We start from the raw sequence: 15,481 nt of genomic DNA on the forward strand, positions 1-15,481 counted from the left end.
ATAAGGGTGAGGTCGGCAGTTCGAATCTGCCCAGACCCACCAATGTTATGGGGCGTAGGCTTCAAGACATTGGGGCCATAGCTCAGCTGGGAGAGCGCCTGCTTTGCACGCAGGAGGTCAGGAGTTCGATCCTCCTTGGCTCCACCACCACTCGTTAGAGTTCAGAAATGAACATTTGCAGGTTTGCTGTGAAATGTTGATTTCTGGTCTTTACCAGAATCGTTCTTTAAAAATTTGGGTATGTGATAGAAGTGACTGTTCGATCATTTTCACTGATGATCGGATAGCTCAAGGTAAAATTTGCGAATTCAAGCGCGAATTTTCGGCGAATGTCGTCTTCACGTTATAGACAGTAACCAGATTGCTTGGGGTTATATGGTCAAGTGAAGAAGCGCATACGGTGGATGCCTTGGCAGTCAGAGGCGATGAAAGACGTGGTAGCCTGCGAAAAGCTTCGGGGAGTCGGCAAACAGACTGTGATCCGGAGATATCTGAATGGGGAAACCCACTGAGCACAAGCTCAGTATCTTGCACTGAATACATAGGTGTAAGAGGCGAACCAGGGGAACTGAAACATCTAAGTACCCTGAGGAAAAGAAATCAACCGAGATTCCCTTAGTAGTGGCGAGCGAACGGGGATTAGCCCTTAAGTTGATTTGAGATTAGCGGAACGCTCTGGAAAGTGCGGCCATAGTGGGTGATAGCCCTGTACGCGAAAATCTCTTTTCAATGAAATCGAGTAGGACGGAGCACGAGAAACTTTGTCTGAATATGGGGGGACCATCCTCCAAGGCTAAATACTACTGACTGACCGATAGTGAACCAGTACCGTGAGGGAAAGGCGAAAAGAACCCCGGAGAGGGGAGTGAAATAGAACCTGAAACCGTATGCGTACAAGCAGTGGGAGCCTACTTTGTTAGGTGACTGCGTACCTTTTGTATAATGGGTCAGCGACTTATATTCAGTGGCGAGCTTAACCGAATAGGGGAGGCGTAGCGAAAGCGAGTCTTAATAGGGCGTTTAGTCGCTGGGTATAGACCCGAAACCGGGCGATCTATCCATGGGCAGGTTGAAGGTTAGGTAACACTGACTGGAGGACCGAACCGACTACCGTTGAAAAGTTAGCGGATGACCTGTGGATCGGAGTGAAAGGCTAATCAAGCTCGGAGATAGCTGGTTCTCCTCGAAAGCTATTTAGGTAGCGCCTCGTGTATCACTGCTGGGGGTAGAGCACTGTTTCGGCTAGGGGGTCATCCCGACTTACCAAACCGATGCAAACTCCGAATACCGGCAAGTGTCAGCACGGGAGACACACGGCGGGTGCTAACGTCCGTCGTGAAAAGGGAAACAACCCAGACCGTCAGCTAAGGTCCCAAAGTCATGGTTAAGTGGGAAACGATGTGGGAAGGCTTAGACAGCTAGGAGGTTGGCTTAGAAGCAGCCATCCTTTAAAGAAAGCGTAATAGCTCACTAGTCGAGTCGGCCTGCGCGGAAGATGTAACGGGGCTCAAACCATGCACCGAAGCTACGGGTTCAACGTAAGTTGAGCGGTAGAGGAGCGTTCTGTAAGCCTGTGAAGGTGAGTTGAGAAGCTTGCTGGAGGTATCAGAAGTGCGAATGCTGACATGAGTAACGACAATGCGAGTGAAAAACTCGCACGCCGAAAGACCAAGGGTTCCTGCGCAACGTTAATCGACGCAGGGTGAGTCGGTCCCTAAGGCGAGGCTGAAGAGCGTAGTCGATGGGAAACGGGTTAATATTCCCGTACTTCTAGTTACTGCGATGGGGGGACGGAGAAGGCTAGGCCAGCAAGGCGTTGGTTGTCCTTGTTTAAGGTGGTAGGCAGAGATCTTAGGTAAATCCGGGGTCTTAATGCCGAGAGCTGATGACGAGCTTTCTTTTAGAAAGCGAAGTGGTTGATGCCATGCTTCCAGGAAAAGCCTCTAAGCTTCAGGTAACTAGGAACCGTACCCCAAACCGACACAGGTGGTTGGGTAGAGAATACCAAGGCGCTTGAGAGAACTCGGGTGAAGGAACTAGGCAAAATGGCACCGTAACTTCGGGAGAAGGTGCGCCGGTGAGGGTGAATGATTTACTCAGTAAGCCCATGCCGGTCGAAGATACCAGGCCGCTGCGACTGTTTATTAAAAACACAGCACTCTGCAAACACGAAAGTGGACGTATAGGGTGTGACGCCTGCCCGGTGCCGGAAGGTTAATTGATGGGGTTAGCGCAAGCGAAGCTCTTGATCGAAGCCCCGGTAAACGGCGGCCGTAACTATAACGGTCCTAAGGTAGCGAAATTCCTTGTCGGGTAAGTTCCGACCTGCACGAATGGCGTAACGATGGCGGCGCTGTCTCCACCCGAGACTCAGTGAAATTGAAATCGCTGTGAAGATGCAGTGTATCCGCGGCTAGACGGAAAGACCCCGTGAACCTTTACTATAGCTTTGCACTGGACTTTGAATTTGCTTGTGTAGGATAGGTGGGAGGCTTTGAAGCGTGGACGCCAGTTCGCGTGGAGCCAACCTTGAAATACCACCCTGGCAACTTTGAGGTTCTAACTCTGGTCCGTTATCCGGATCGAGGACAGTGTATGGTGGGTAGTTTGACTGGGGCGGTCTCCTCCTAAAGAGTAACGGAGGAGTACGAAGGTGCGCTCAGACCGGTCGGAAATCGGTCGTAGAGTATAAAGGCAAAAGCGCGCTTGACTGCGAGACAGACACGTCGAGCAGGTACGAAAGTAGGTCTTAGTGATCCGGTGGTTCTGTATGGAAGGGCCATCGCTCAACGGATAAAAGGTACTCCGGGGATAACAGGCTGATACCGCCCAAGAGTTCATATCGACGGCGGTGTTTGGCACCTCGATGTCGGCTCATCACATCCTGGGGCTGAAGCCGGTCCCAAGGGTATGGCTGTTCGCCATTTAAAGTGGTACGCGAGCTGGGTTTAGAACGTCGTGAGACAGTTCGGTCCCTATCTGCCGTGGACGTTTGAGATTTGAGAGGGGCTGCTCCTAGTACGAGAGGACCGGAGTGGACGAACCTCTGGTGTTCCGGTTGTCACGCCAGTGGCATTGCCGGGTAGCTATGTTCGGAAGAGATAACCGCTGAAAGCATCTAAGCGGGAAACTCGCCTCAAGATGAGATCTCACTGGAGCCTTGAGCTCCCTGAAGGGCCGTCGAAGACTACGACGTTGATAGGCTGGGTGTGTAAGCGTTGTGAGGCGTTGAGCTAACCAGTACTAATTGCCCGTGAGGCTTGACCATATAACACCCAAACAATTTGGCTGTTAGACGGTAAGTCGACAAACAAACCGAAAATTTGCAAGAATTCGCGTTACCAAGATCACATACCCAATTCGCTGCAGCGGCTAAAACCGAAGCAGCAACCGAATTGCTTGACGATCATAGAGCGTTGGAACCACCTGATCCCATCCCGAACTCAGTAGTGAAACGACGCATCGCCGATGGTAGTGTGGGGTCTCCCCATGTGAGAGTAGGTCATCGTCAAGCTTCTATACCAAACCCCCGATCTGCTTATGCGGATCGGGGGTTTGTCTTTGCGCCTCGAAAAGCAGGTTAGGCGATTTAGTGATCACTGGATATGATGCCGCTCTGTTGCGAGGGCTGGAAATGAATAAACTGCTGCAGTTACTGGGGGACGGCCGCTTCCATTCGGGGCAAGAGCTAGGGGATGCCTTGGGCGTCAGTCGCGGCTCTGTTTGGAAAAATATAGGACGGATCGAGGAGGAATACGGTATCGATCTGCACCGCGTTCGGGGGCGCGGTTATCGTTTGGCTGGGCCGCTGTCCTTGCTGGATGGATTTACGTTGCAGAACCATTTGCGGTCTGCGAAATGGTCGCTATTTCTATACCCCAGTGTGGATTCGACAAACGCTGAAGCCTTGCGTTTGTTATCTGCCGGCGCGCTGCCGCCATTTGTTGTTCTGGCGGAAGCTCAGAAAGCTGGTCGCGGCCGGCGCGGCCGGAAATGGATTAGTCCAGCCGCCCAAAATCTTTATTACAGCTTGGCCTACAGGATTACGGGGGGCTTTCAGCAGCTCTCAGGGTTGAGTCTGGTTGCGGGGTTGGCAGTTATGGTTTCGCTACGCAATCTCGGGGTGCGGCAAATCGGACTCAAATGGCCGAATGATGTTTATGCCGGGGGGAAGAAGCTGGCAGGCGTTTTGCTCGAGTTGTCTGGAGATCCTGCGGATGTCTGTCACGTGGTCATCGGCGTAGGTATCAATGTGAATATGGTTTCTACCAAAGAGCAGATCGATCAACCATGGACGTCACTTCGTGCAGAGCTTGGTCATTTAGTTGATCGGAATTCGGTTGTGGCCGGTCTTAGCGACACCTTGCATAATTATTTGCAGCGCCATACGGATTACGGCTTTGCTTCTATTCAAGAGGAATGGGAGTGCGAGCATATTTGGCAGGGGCGCGACTGTGTGTTAAGCACAGCCTCCCAGGAGGTGTATGGCCGGGTCGTTGGGATAGATGAAATGGGGGGCTTGCGGTTGGAAGTGGATGGGGTTGAAAAAAGCTTCAACAGCGGTGAGCTGAGCCTGAGGCTCGCCCCATGATTCTCGAGCTCGATTGTGGTAACAGTTTTATCAAGTGGCGCGCCCTGCAGGTTGAAACTAATGATTCTTTGTGGGGTGGGGTTGCTGCGTCAGTTTCCGAATTGCTGCTGGGCGTTTCTGCATGTTCAACGCAGCTCACCAGAGGACGCATGGTGAGTGTGCGAAATGACGCGGAAACCAAACGGCTGTGTAGCAGTCTTGAGAAGGTATTGGGGATATCGATCTCCTGCGCGCGGCCATCTAGGGAGCTAGGTGGCGTGGTTAATGGGTATGACGATTATGCGCGCCTTGGATTAGATCGCTGGCTGGCAATTGTGGCGGCCTACAACATAGATGCTCGCGCCGCTCTAGTACTCGATCTGGGAACAGCCGTGACGGCGGACCTTATAAGCGAGAGTGGGGTTCATCTTGGCGGGTACATCGCTCCAGGTATGCCGCTGTTACGTCATCAGCTACAGGCGCACACTCAGCGCGTTCGGTACGATAGCGTAGAGGCGGTGAGCGCCGCGCGAGAGCTTGTCCCCGGGCGCTCAACCGCGGAGGCGGTCGAGCGGGGGTGTCTATTGATGCTTCGGTCTTTCGTGAAGACTCAAATCGAGTATGCCAGATCGACTTTTGGGAATGACGTCTCTTTATTTGCGACTGGCGGGGATGCGGCTCTTATCACAGATATCCCAGCCGTGCGGCATATGCCTGATCTGGTGTTTCGTGGCTTAGCTGTTGCTTGTCCCTGATCTTCGCGAGGTGCGGATGCGCTGGTTGTTTTTGTTGCTGTTGACTTTGAATATCCTCTACTACGCATTTCAACTTCAGCAGTCGCCGCTGCAGGCCAAGCAGGTTGCTCCGTCGTTGTCGTATGGTAGTGAGGCCGGCTCCAAGATCGCATTGTTGAGCGAGTCGGATCGGCCTCTCAATAAACAACCACAAGTACTTCCGGGAAAAGATGCTACCTGCCTTTTCTTAGGGGGCTTTGATGATGAAGACACTGTTCGGGCGCTCGAGCAGCGCTTGCTGAGCTTGGATATCCGATCGAGCCTCCAGGTGGTGGAATCGACCGTCGGTGTCGATTATTGGGTTTATCTGCCGCCGCTGGCCTCTCGCCAGGCATCACTTAGGCAGCTGCGAGAATTACAGTCGCGCAATATCGATGCGTATATCATCAGTGTCGGCGATCTTAGTAATGGCATATCGCTAGGTATTTTTTCTCGCCAGGATTCAGCGGAGGGCGTGGTGAGTCGCCTGGGAGGCGCCGGCTACGCGGCGCTTGTCCGTGAGTTGCCGAGAGCGCATCGAACCCAATGGCTTCGTGTGGAGCCCGAGAGTCGTGTGCTCTTGAGTGAGGCCTTGCTCCAGACTCTGGTGGAGCAGATGCCTGCGATGAAGCATGAACAGATGTCTTGTGCAGGCGTTGCAAGCTCCGCGCTGTTTGAATAGAATGGCGCGCGCTTTGGGGGTGCAGTGTTGCGGTACTTCTGCAAGCGAGCTGTCAGAAAGCTAACCTCAAGATTTATATGAGAAATTGCTTGACAGTAGGGTGGCAAAAAATGAAAATGCCGCCTCACTTTGGAGGGGTTCCCGAGCGGCCAAAGGGATCAGACTGTAAATCTGACGTCATAGACTTCGAAGGTTCGAATCCTTCCCCCTCCACCAGATTCAAGCGTAAGCCTTGGCTTAAGCGGGTATAGTTTAGTGGTAGAACCTCAGCCTTCCAAGCTGATGATGCGGGTTCGATTCCCGCTACCCGCTCCAGGTTTGAAGTTTGCGCAATGTTTCGCTCATGTAGCTCAGCTGGTAGAGCACACCCTTGGTAAGGGTGAGGTCAGCGGTTCAAATCCGCTCATGAGCTCCAAATCGACAAAGGCAGATATGAGAATATCTGCCTTTGTTTTAATGGTGGCGTGACTAGCTCAATTCAACGATGGGAGACGGTCTCGATGGCTAAAGAAAAATTCGAACGTAACAAACCGCACGTCAACGTCGGCACCATTGGTCACGTTGACCATGGCAAGACCACTCTGACTGCTGCGCTGACCCGTGTGTGCTCCGAAGTGTTCGGTTCCGCTCGTGTCGACTTCGACAAGATCGACAGCGCGCCGGAAGAGAAGGCTCGCGGTATTACCATCAACACCTCTCACGTGGAGTACGATTCCAACATTCGTCACTACGCGCACGTTGATTGCCCAGGCCACGCCGACTATGTGAAGAACATGATCACCGGTGCTGCCCAGATGGATGGCGCGATCCTGGTTTGCTCGGCTGCTGACGGCCCCATGCCTCAGACCCGCGAGCACATCCTGCTGTCCCGTCAGGTTGGTGTTCCCTACATCGTCGTGTTCCTGAACAAGGCTGACATGGTTGATGATGCCGAGCTGCTGGAGCTGGTGGAAATGGAAGTGCGCGATCTGCTCAGCACTTACGATTTCCCGGGCGACGATACTCCGATCATCATTGGTTCCGCGCTGATGGCCCTGAACGGCCAGGACGACAACGAGATGGGCACCACTGCCGTCAAGAAGCTCGTCGAGACGCTGGATACCTATATCCCTGAGCCGGTTCGTGCCATCGATAAGCCGTTCCTGATGCCGATCGAAGACGTGTTCTCGATCTCCGGTCGCGGTACCGTTGTGACGGGTCGTGTCGAGCGTGGTATCGTCAAGATTCAGGAAGAAATCGAGATCGTCGGTCTGCGTCCGACCACCAAGACTACCTGTACTGGTGTTGAGATGTTCCGCAAGCTGCTTGACGAAGGTCGTGCTGGCGAGAACTGCGGCGTGCTGCTGCGTGGCACCAAGCGTGATGACGTCGAGCGTGGTCAGGTTCTGGCCAAGCCGGGCACCATCAAGCCGCACACCAAGTTCGAAGCCGAAGTGTACGTGCTGTCCAAAGAGGAAGGTGGTCGTCATACTCCGTTCTTCAAGGGCTACCGTCCGCAGTTCTACTTCCGTACCACTGACGTGACCGGTTCTTGCGAGCTGCCGGAAGGCGTCGAGATGGTGATGCCGGGCGACAACGTGAAAATGGTTGTTACCCTGATCAAGCCGATCGCCATGGAAGAAGGCCTGCGCTTCGCGATTCGCGAAGGTGGCCGTACCGTTGGTGCTGGCGTGGTCGCTAAGATCATCGAATAACGATTGATCTGTCTGTAGCAGGTCGGCATAATAGTCGGCCTGACTCTTTCTAGGCCAGTAGCTCAATTGGCAGAGCGGCGGTCTCCAAAACCGCAGGTTGGGGGTTCGATTCCCTCCTGGCCTGCCAAATTCGGTGTCGGATTTGGCAATCTTTTGCAAGGTTCTAGCAGATGAATATCAAAGCTGAAGCCAAAGACACGCGCTTCGATCTGGTGAAGTGGCTTGTTGTGGCTGCTTTGGTGGTGGTTGCCGTCGTTGGTAACCAATATTATTCCGCTGAGCCGATTCTTTATCGGGTGTTGGCATTGCTGGTCGTTGCTGTGATCGCGGGCTTGCTCGCGCTGCAGACGGTCAAGGGGCAGGCTTTCTTCGTTCTGTTGAAGGAGGCTCGTGTCGAAATTCGGAAGGTTGTTTGGCCGACTCGCCAAGAAACAACGCAGACCACTTTGATTGTGGTGGCGGTTGTTCTGGTTATGGCGTTGCTGTTGTGGGGTTTGGATTCCTTGCTCGGCTGGCTGGTTTCCATGATCGTAGGTTAAAGGATTTCTCGTGGCTAAGCGTTGGTATGTTGTGCATGCTTACTCGGGTTACGAGAAGCATGTGATGCGCTCTCTGATTGAGCGTGTGAAGCTTGCTGGCATGGAAGAGGACTTTGGCGAGATCCTGGTTCCGACCGAGGAAGTGGTCGAAATGCGAAACGGCCAGAAGCGCAAGAGTGAGCGCAAGTTCTTTCCGGGTTACGTGCTGGTTCAGATGGAGATGAACGAGGGTACTTGGCACTTGGTTAAGGACACTCCTCGGGTCATGGGCTTTATCGGTGGTACGGCTGATAAGCCGGCGCCCATCACCGACAAAGAGGCTGAGGCTATTCTGCGTCGGGTCGCCGATAGCGGTGACAAGCCGAAGCCGAAGACGCTGTTCGAGCCGGGCGAGGTCGTGCGTGTTGCGGACGGTCCTTTTGCTGATTTCAATGGCGTAGTCGAAGAAGTTAATTACGAAAAGAGCCGCATTCAAGTTGCTGTGCTCATTTTTGGTCGCTCTACTCCCGTAGAGCTGGAGTTCAGTCAGGTCGAGAAGGTCTAACTGAAAGAATCCCATACCCCGCAGCTGTCGGCTGCGGGGTTTTGTCGTCACTGGGATAAACAAGTCGCATGGGGGAGCCGCAAGGCGCTATCACCCGTAACGGAGTATTTATGGCTAAGAAAATTCAAGCTTATATCAAGCTTCAGGTAAAGGCCGGTCAGGCCAATCCGTCGCCGCCCGTAGGTCCTGCGCTGGGCCAGCATGGCGTGAACATTATGGAGTTCTGCAAGGCGTTCAACGCTCGTACCCAGGGCCAAGAGCCTGGTCTGCCGACTCCGGTGATCATCACTGTATACAGTGATCGCAGCTTTACGTTCGAAACCAAGAGCACTCCGGCTGCTGTCCTGCTGAAGAAGGCTGCTGGCGTGACTAGCGGCTCTGCGCGTCCTAACACTCAGAAGGTCGGTACCGTGACTCGTGCGCAGCTGGAAGAGATCGCGAAAACCAAGAACGCCGATCTGACCGCTGCTGATCTTGAAGCGGCCGTGCGTACCATCGCTGGCTCTGCCCGCAGCATGGGCCTGAATGTGGAGGGTGTGTAATGGCTAAGTTGACTAAGCGCCAGAAGGCCATTGCCGAGAAGATCGAGGCCGGCAAGCAGTACGCTTTCGAAGATGCTGCCAAGCTGTTGTCCGAACTGTCCGCGGTGAAATTCACCGAGTCCTTCGATATCGCCATCAACCTCGGTGTTGATCCGCGCAAATCCGATCAGGTCGTGCGCGGTGCTACCGTCCTGCCGAACGGCACTGGTAAGACCGTTCGCGTGGCTGTATTCACCCAAGGTCCCGGCGCTGAAGCTGCACTTGCTGCCGGTGCCGATCGCGTTGGTATGGACGAGCTTGCTGCCGAAATGAAAGGTGGCGATCTGAACTATGACGTCGTCATCGCTTCGCCCGATGCCATGCGCGTCGTTGGTCAGTTGGGTCAGGTGCTCGGTCCGCGTGGCCTGATGCCGAACCCGAAAGTCGGCACCGTTACTGCTGATGTCGCCACGGCGGTAAAAAATGCCAAGGCTGGTCAGGTGCGCTTCCGTACCGACAAGAACGGCATCATCCATACCTCCGTTGGCAAGGTTGGGTTTGAAGCTGGTCAGCTGAAGCAGAACGTCGAGGCGTTGCTCTCCGACCTGAAGCGTCTGAAGCCCTCTACTTCCAAAGGTATCTACGTCAAGCGCGTGACCCTGAGCACCACCATGGGTCCAGGTCTGGTCATCGATCAGGCTTCCCTCGAGGCGTGAGGCAATACGACCCTGCTGCGGTGGGGTCGGCAAGATTGGGGTCCCTGCCTGGCGGGGGCTATCCAAGACCGTAGGCGGCGTAAGCCTTAAACCGAAGGAGTGATCCTTCAGCCTACGCAGAGGTGCTCCCGATTCGTACCGAATCAGACACCAAAACCCGTCCGGTTTCGACCGGATGAACCGGTAACATCCAGGAGTAAACCCGTGGCAATCAAACTCGAAGACAAGAAGGCCATCGTCGCTGAAGTCAACGAGGCTGCCAATGCTGCCCTGTCCGCTGTCGTGGCTGATGCCCGTGGCGTGACCGTGGGGGCCATGACCGGACTCCGTAAAGAGGCCCGCGAAGCTGGCGTTTATGTGCGTGTCGTACGTAATACCCTGCTCAAGCGCGCTGTTGAAGGCACTCAGTTCGACGTGCTCAACGACGTGTTCAAAGGCCCGACCCTGATTGCATTCTCCAACGAACATCCGGGCGCTGCCGCTCGTATCTTCAAAGAGTTTGCCAAGGGTCAGGACAAGTTCGAGATCAAGGCCGCTGCGTTCGAGGGTCAGTTCCTCGCAGCCAATCAGATCGACGTACTGGCAACCCTGCCGACCTACGACGAAGCCATTTCGCAGCTGATGAGCGTGATCCAAGGCGCTACCAGCAAGCTGGCTCGTACTCTGGCGGCCGTTCGCGACCAGAAGGAAGCCGCCGCTGCCTAAGGCAAGCTGCGCTTTCGACTTCTTAATGAATTAGATGGCCGCAGGCCGTCACCTCAATACAGGAATTAGAGTCATGGCTCTGACCAACGAAGACATCATCAACGCCGTTTCCGAAATGTCCGTGATGCAGGTTGTTGAACTGATCAAGGCAATGGAAGAGAAGTTCGGCGTTACCGCTGCTGCCGCTACTGTTGCTGCTGCTGGCCCGGCTGCTGCCGCTGTTGAAGAGCAGACTGAGTTCACCATCGTCCTGGCCGAAGCTGGTGACAAGAAAGTGAACGTGATCAAGGCAGTTCGCGAGCTGACCGGCCTGGGTCTGAAAGAAGCCAAGGCTGTTGTTGACGGCGCCCCGGGCGTGGTCAAGGAAGGCGTTTCCAAAGAGGAAGCCGAAGCTGCCAAGAAGGCTCTGGAAGAAGCTGGCGCGAAAGTCGAGCTCAAGTAAGCGACGACCTTGCGTCTACAGCCGAAGCGCTCCGCGCAAGGCTGACGGCTGGTGGCTCTTGCCACCGGCCTTTTTCCGTTCTGAAAGACTGGCGATGAGCTGTCTTTCGCGGAAAGAGCCACCCCGCCGGGTGGGGCGAATCAAGGGTTCGCAAGATTTTCTGGCAGCTCCCGTCGGGAGAGGCCACAAGCAGGTGACCAAGCTGGGGAACGCTGATGGCTTACTCATACACTGAGAAAAAACGTATCCGCAAGGACTTTAGCAAGTTACCGCACGTGATGGACGTGCCGTATCTTTTGGCCATCCAGCTGGATTCGTATCGCGAATTCCTGCAGGCGGGAGCGACCAAAGATCAGTTCCGCGACATTGGCTTGCATGCAGCCTTCAAATCCGTTTTCCCGATTATCAGCTACTCCGGCAATGCAGCGCTGGAGTATGTCGGCTACCGCCTCGGCGAGCCGGCTTTCGACGTCAAGGAATGCGTGTTGCGCGGTGTGACCTTCGCGGTTCCGCTGCGGGTCAAGGTGCGCCTGATCATTTTCGACAAGGAGTCGTCGAACAAGGCCATCAAGGACATCAAGGAGCAGGAAGTCTACATGGGGGAAATCCCCCTGATGACCGAGAACGGTACCTTCATCATCAACGGTACCGAGCGCGTTATCGTTTCCCAGTTGCACCGCTCGCCGGGTGTGTTCTTCGATCACGACCGTGGCAAGACGCACAGCTCCGGCAAGCTGCTGTACTCCGCGCGGATCATTCCCTACCGCGGTTCCTGGCTGGACTTCGAGTTCGATCCGAAGGACGCCGTGTTCGTGCGTATCGACCGTCGCCGCAAGCTGCCGGCGTCCGTACTGCTGCGCGCGCTGAACTACAGCACCGAGGAAATCCTCGATGCGTTCTATGACACCAACGTTTTCCATGTGAAGGGCGAGACCCTGGCGCTCGAGCTGGTTCCGCAGCGTCTGCGCGGCGAGATCGCTGCCTTCGATATCAAGGATGAAAGCGGTAAGGTCATCGTCGAGCAGGGTCGTCGCATCACCGCGCGTCACATCAATCAGCTCGACAAGTCCGGCATCAAGGAACTCGAGATGCCGATGGACTATGTGCTGGGCCGTACGGTGGCCAAGGCCGTTGTGCATCCGGCCACCGGCGAGATCATCGCCGAGTGCAATACCGAGCTGACCGTCGATGTCATGGCGAAGATCGTCAAGGCTCAGGTGGTGCGTTTCGAAACGCTGTACACCAACGATATCGACTGTGGCCCGTTCATTTCCGACACGCTGAAGATCGACTCGACCACCAACCAGTTGGAAGCGCTGGTCGAGATCTACCGCATGATGCGTCCTGGCGAGCCGCCAACCAAGGATGCCGCCGAGACCCTGTTCAACAACCTGTTCTTCGCGTCCGAACGCTACGACCTGTCGGCAGTCGGTCGGATGAAGTTCAACCGTCGTATCGGTCGTACCGAGATCGAAGGTTCCGGCGTACTCAGTCGCGAAGATATCGTCGCGGTGCTCAAGACCCTGGTCGATATCCGTAACGGCAAGGGCATCGTCGATGACATCGACCACCTGGGTAACCGTCGCGTGCGTTGTGTCGGCGAAATGGCCGAGAACCAGTTCCGCGTCGGCCTGGTGCGCGTCGAGCGGGCGGTCAAGGAACGTCTGTCGATGGCCGAAAGCGAAGGCCTGATGCCGCAGGATCTGATCAACGCCAAGCCTGTCGCGGCGGCGGTGAAGGAGTTCTTCGGTTCCAGCCAGCTCTCGCAGTTCATGGACCAGAACAACCCGCTCTCGGAGATCACCCACAAGCGCCGCGTCTCCGCACTCGGCCCGGGCGGTCTGACCCGTGAGCGTGCCGGCTTCGAAGTGCGTGACGTGCACCCGACCCACTACGGTCGCGTTTGCCCGATCGAAACTCCTGAAGGTCCGAACATCGGTCTGATCAACTCGCTGGCCGCCTACGCCCGCACCAACCAGTACGGTTTCCTGGAAAGCCCGTACCGTGTGGTCAAGGAAGGCGAAGTCACCGACGAGATCGTGTTCCTCTCGGCCATCGAAGAGGCTGACCACGTAATCGCCCAGGCCAGCGCCAAGCTGGATGGCCGCAAGCTGGTCGACGAACTGGTTGCCGTGCGTCATTTGAACGAATTCACCGTCAAGGCGCCGGAAGACGTCACGCTGATGGACGTATCGCCCAAACAGGTGGTTTCCGTCGCTGCATCGCTGATCCCGTTCCTTGAGCACGACGACGCCAACCGCGCCCTCATGGGCTCCAACATGCAGCGTCAGGCCGTACCGACTCTGCGTTCGGATAAGCCGCTGGTAGGTACCGGGATGGAGCGCAACGTGGCGCGCGACTCCGGCGTCTGCGTGGTCGCCCGCCGTGGTGGCGTGATCGATTCGGTCGACGCCAGCCGTATTGTCGTGCGTGTGCATGATGCAGAAGTCGAGACCGGCGAAGCCGGTGTCGACATCTACAACCTGACCAAGTACACCCGCTCCAACCAGAACACCTGCATCAACCAGCGTCCGCTGGTCAGCAAGGGTGATGTGGTCGAGCGTGGCGACATCATGGCCGACGGTCCGTCTACCGACATGGGCGAGCTGGCTCTGGGGCAGAACATGCGCGTCGCGTTCATGCCCTGGAACGGCTACAACTTCGAGGACTCCATCCTCCTGTCGGAGCGTGTGGTTCAGGAAGACCGGTTTACCACCATCCATATCCAGGAACTGACCTGCGTATCGCGTGATACCAAGCTCGGCCCAGAGGAAATCACCGCGGATATTCCCAACGTGGGTGAGGCCGCGCTGAACAAGCTGGACGAGGCAGGCATCGTCTATGTCGGTGCCGAAGTCGGCCCGGGTGACATCCTGGTGGGCAAGGTCACGCCGAAAGGCGAGACCCAACTGACCCCGGAAGAGAAACTGCTGCGCGCGATCTTTGGTGAGAAGGCCAGCGATGTTAAGGACACCTCCCTTCGCGTGCCGACCGGCACCAAGGGCACTGTCATCGACGTGCAAGTGTTCATCCGTGACGGCGTGGAGCGCGACTCCCGTGCCCTGGCCATCGAGAAGATGCAGCTTGACGAGATCCGCAAGGACCTCAACGAGGAGTTCCGCATCGTCGAAGGTGCGACTTTCGAGCGGCTGCGTTCGGCCTTGGTCGGCGCGACTGCCGAAGGCGGAGCCGGCCTGAAGAAAGGCACCGTCATCACCGACGAAACACTGGATGGGCTCGAGCACGGTCAGTGGTTCAAGCTGCGCATGGCTGAAGACGCGCTGAACGAGCAGTTGGAGAAGGCGCAGGCCTACCTCTCCGATCGCCGTCAGCTGCTCGACGACAAGTTCGAAGACAAGAAACGCAAGCTGCAGCAGGGCGACGACCTGGCGCCGGGCGTGCTGAAGATCGTCAAGGTCTACCTAGCCATCAAGCGCCGCATCCAGCCGGGTGACAAGATGGCCGGTCGCCACGGTAACAAAGGTGTGGTCTCGGTGATCATGCCGGTCGAGGACATGCCGCATGACGCCAACGGTACTCCGGTCGACATCGTCCTCAACCCGCTGGGTGTGCCGTCGCGTATGAACGTCGGCCAGATCCTCGAAACTCACCTTGGCCTCGCGGCCAAGGGGCTGGGCGAGAAGATCAACCTGATGCTGGAAGAGCAGCGCAAGGTTGCCGAGCTGCGCAAGTTCCTGCACGAGATCTACAACGAGATCGGCGGTCGTCAGGAGAGCCTGGATGAGCTGAACGATCAGGAAGTCCTGGATCTGGCAAACAACCTGCGCAAGGGCGTGCCGATGGCCACCCCGGTGTTCGACGGTGCCAAGGAGCGCGAGATCAAGGCCATGCTCAAGCTGGCCGATCTGCCGGAAAGCGGCCAGATGCAGCTGTTCGACGGACGCACGGGTAACAAGTTCGAGCGCACCACGACCGTCGGCTACATGTACATGCTCAAGCTGAACCACCTGGTCGACGACAAGATGCACGCGCGTTCCACCGGTTCCTACAGCCTGGTTACCCAGCAGCCGCTGGGTGGTAAGGCGCAGTTCGGTGGTCAGCGATTCGGGGAGATGGAGGTCTGGGCGCTGGAAGCCTACGGCGCCGCGTACACCCTGCAGGAAATGCTCACGGTCAAGTCGGACGACGTGAACGGGCGGACCAAGATGTACAAGAACATCGTGGACGGCGATCACCGCATGGAGGCCGGCATGCCGGAATCCTTCAACGTGCTGATCAAAGAAATCCGCTCGCTCGGTATCGATATCGATCTGGAAACCGAATAACCACGCACC

Annotated in this window: 11 protein-coding genes, 6 tRNA genes and 2 rRNA genes (1 of these 19 running past the window's edge); all 19 read left to right on the plus strand. The window is 56.1% G+C overall.

The features are described from left to right. Positions 1-42 (plus strand) — tRNA-Ile (locus AC0ZJQ_RS02715) (it extends 35 nt beyond the left edge of the window). 29 nt (positions 43-71) lie between these two features. Further along, a tRNA-Ala gene (locus tag AC0ZJQ_RS02720) sits at positions 72-147 on the plus strand. Between the two features lie 230 nt (positions 148-377). Continuing rightward, positions 378-3,268 (plus strand): 23S ribosomal RNA (locus AC0ZJQ_RS02725). Positions 3,269-3,398: 130 nt separating this feature from the next. Further along, positions 3,399-3,514: ribosomal RNA gene (gene rrf / locus AC0ZJQ_RS02730) — 5S ribosomal RNA — on the plus strand. Between the two features lie 120 nt (positions 3,515-3,634). After that, complete coding sequence (gene birA / locus AC0ZJQ_RS02735) at positions 3,635-4,591, plus strand: bifunctional biotin--[acetyl-CoA-carboxylase] ligase/biotin operon repressor BirA (protein ID WP_314019671.1); 957 nt, start codon at positions 3,635-3,637, stop codon at positions 4,589-4,591. After that, positions 4,588-5,325, plus strand: a complete 738-nt coding sequence (locus tag AC0ZJQ_RS02740; RefSeq protein WP_314019672.1) for a type III pantothenate kinase — start codon at positions 4,588-4,590, stop codon at positions 5,323-5,325. Before birA ends, AC0ZJQ_RS02740 begins: the two co-directional genes overlap by 4 nt. 16 nt (positions 5,326-5,341) lie before the next feature. Further along, positions 5,342-6,025, plus strand: a complete 684-nt coding sequence (locus tag AC0ZJQ_RS02745) for an SPOR domain-containing protein (protein WP_237265165.1) — start codon at positions 5,342-5,344, stop codon at positions 6,023-6,025. Positions 6,026-6,156: 131 nt separating this feature from the next. Continuing rightward, positions 6,157-6,241 (plus strand) — tRNA-Tyr (locus tag AC0ZJQ_RS02750). Positions 6,242-6,266: 25 nt separating this feature from the next. Further along, positions 6,267-6,340 (plus strand) — tRNA-Gly (locus AC0ZJQ_RS02755). Positions 6,341-6,364: 24 nt separating this feature from the next. Further along, positions 6,365-6,440 (plus strand) — tRNA-Thr (locus AC0ZJQ_RS02760). A gap of 85 nt (positions 6,441-6,525) precedes the next feature. After that, positions 6,526-7,719: an elongation factor Tu gene (gene tuf / locus AC0ZJQ_RS02765; RefSeq protein ID WP_314019673.1), complete on the plus strand. Its 1,194-nt coding sequence runs from the start codon at positions 6,526-6,528 to the stop codon at positions 7,717-7,719. A gap of 51 nt (positions 7,720-7,770) precedes the next feature. Further along, a tRNA-Trp gene (locus AC0ZJQ_RS02770) sits at positions 7,771-7,846 on the plus strand. Between the two features lie 43 nt (positions 7,847-7,889). Continuing rightward, positions 7,890-8,258 (plus strand): preprotein translocase subunit SecE, encoded by a 369-nt coding sequence (gene secE / locus AC0ZJQ_RS02775; protein ID WP_008567599.1) that lies wholly within the window; start codon positions 7,890-7,892, stop codon positions 8,256-8,258. Between the two features lie 10 nt (positions 8,259-8,268). Next, positions 8,269-8,802, plus strand: a complete 534-nt coding sequence (gene nusG, locus AC0ZJQ_RS02780; RefSeq protein WP_003291424.1) for a transcription termination/antitermination protein NusG — start codon at positions 8,269-8,271, stop codon at positions 8,800-8,802. Between the two features lie 110 nt (positions 8,803-8,912). Then, positions 8,913-9,344 (plus strand): 50S ribosomal protein L11, encoded by a 432-nt coding sequence (gene rplK, locus AC0ZJQ_RS02785; RefSeq protein ID WP_003291423.1) that lies wholly within the window; start codon positions 8,913-8,915, stop codon positions 9,342-9,344. Then, the gene (rplA, locus tag AC0ZJQ_RS02790; RefSeq protein WP_102829653.1) at positions 9,344-10,039 is read left to right on the plus strand and encodes a 50S ribosomal protein L1; all 696 of its coding nucleotides are present in this window, start codon (positions 9,344-9,346) and stop codon (positions 10,037-10,039) included. The genes rplK and rplA overlap by 1 nt, the downstream gene beginning before the upstream one ends. Positions 10,040-10,243: 204 nt before the next feature. Then, positions 10,244-10,744 (plus strand): 50S ribosomal protein L10, encoded by a 501-nt coding sequence (gene rplJ, locus AC0ZJQ_RS02795; protein WP_003291420.1) that lies wholly within the window; start codon positions 10,244-10,246, stop codon positions 10,742-10,744. Between the two features lie 73 nt (positions 10,745-10,817). Then, positions 10,818-11,186: a 50S ribosomal protein L7/L12 gene (gene rplL, locus AC0ZJQ_RS02800; RefSeq protein WP_003297700.1), complete on the plus strand. Its 369-nt coding sequence runs from the start codon at positions 10,818-10,820 to the stop codon at positions 11,184-11,186. A gap of 215 nt (positions 11,187-11,401) precedes the next feature. Further along, positions 11,402-15,472, plus strand: a complete 4,071-nt coding sequence (gene rpoB / locus AC0ZJQ_RS02805) for a DNA-directed RNA polymerase subunit beta (RefSeq protein ID WP_237265153.1) — start codon at positions 11,402-11,404, stop codon at positions 15,470-15,472. Positions 15,473-15,481: the final 9 nt, after the last annotated feature.

The organism is Stutzerimonas sp. 21-1 (assembly GCF_056336065.1).

Coding starts and splice junctions, on each gene's coding strand:
- birA (WP_314019671.1), top strand. CDS start 3,635: ATGAATAAACTGCTGCAGTTACTGGGGGACGGCCGCTTCCATTCGGGG.
- AC0ZJQ_RS02740 (WP_314019672.1), top strand. CDS start 4,588: ATGATTCTCGAGCTCGATTGTGGTAACAGTTTTATCAAGTGGCGCGCC.
- AC0ZJQ_RS02745 (WP_237265165.1), top strand. CDS start 5,342: ATGCGCTGGTTGTTTTTGTTGCTGTTGACTTTGAATATCCTCTACTAC.
- tuf (WP_314019673.1), top strand. CDS start 6,526: ATGGCTAAAGAAAAATTCGAACGTAACAAACCGCACGTCAACGTCGGC.
- secE (WP_008567599.1), top strand. CDS start 7,890: ATGAATATCAAAGCTGAAGCCAAAGACACGCGCTTCGATCTGGTGAAG.
- rplK (WP_003291423.1), top strand. CDS start 8,913: ATGGCTAAGAAAATTCAAGCTTATATCAAGCTTCAGGTAAAGGCCGGT.
- rplA (WP_102829653.1), top strand. CDS start 9,344: ATGGCTAAGTTGACTAAGCGCCAGAAGGCCATTGCCGAGAAGATCGAG.
- rplL (WP_003297700.1), top strand. CDS start 10,818: ATGGCTCTGACCAACGAAGACATCATCAACGCCGTTTCCGAAATGTCC.
- rpoB (WP_237265153.1), top strand. CDS start 11,402: ATGGCTTACTCATACACTGAGAAAAAACGTATCCGCAAGGACTTTAGC.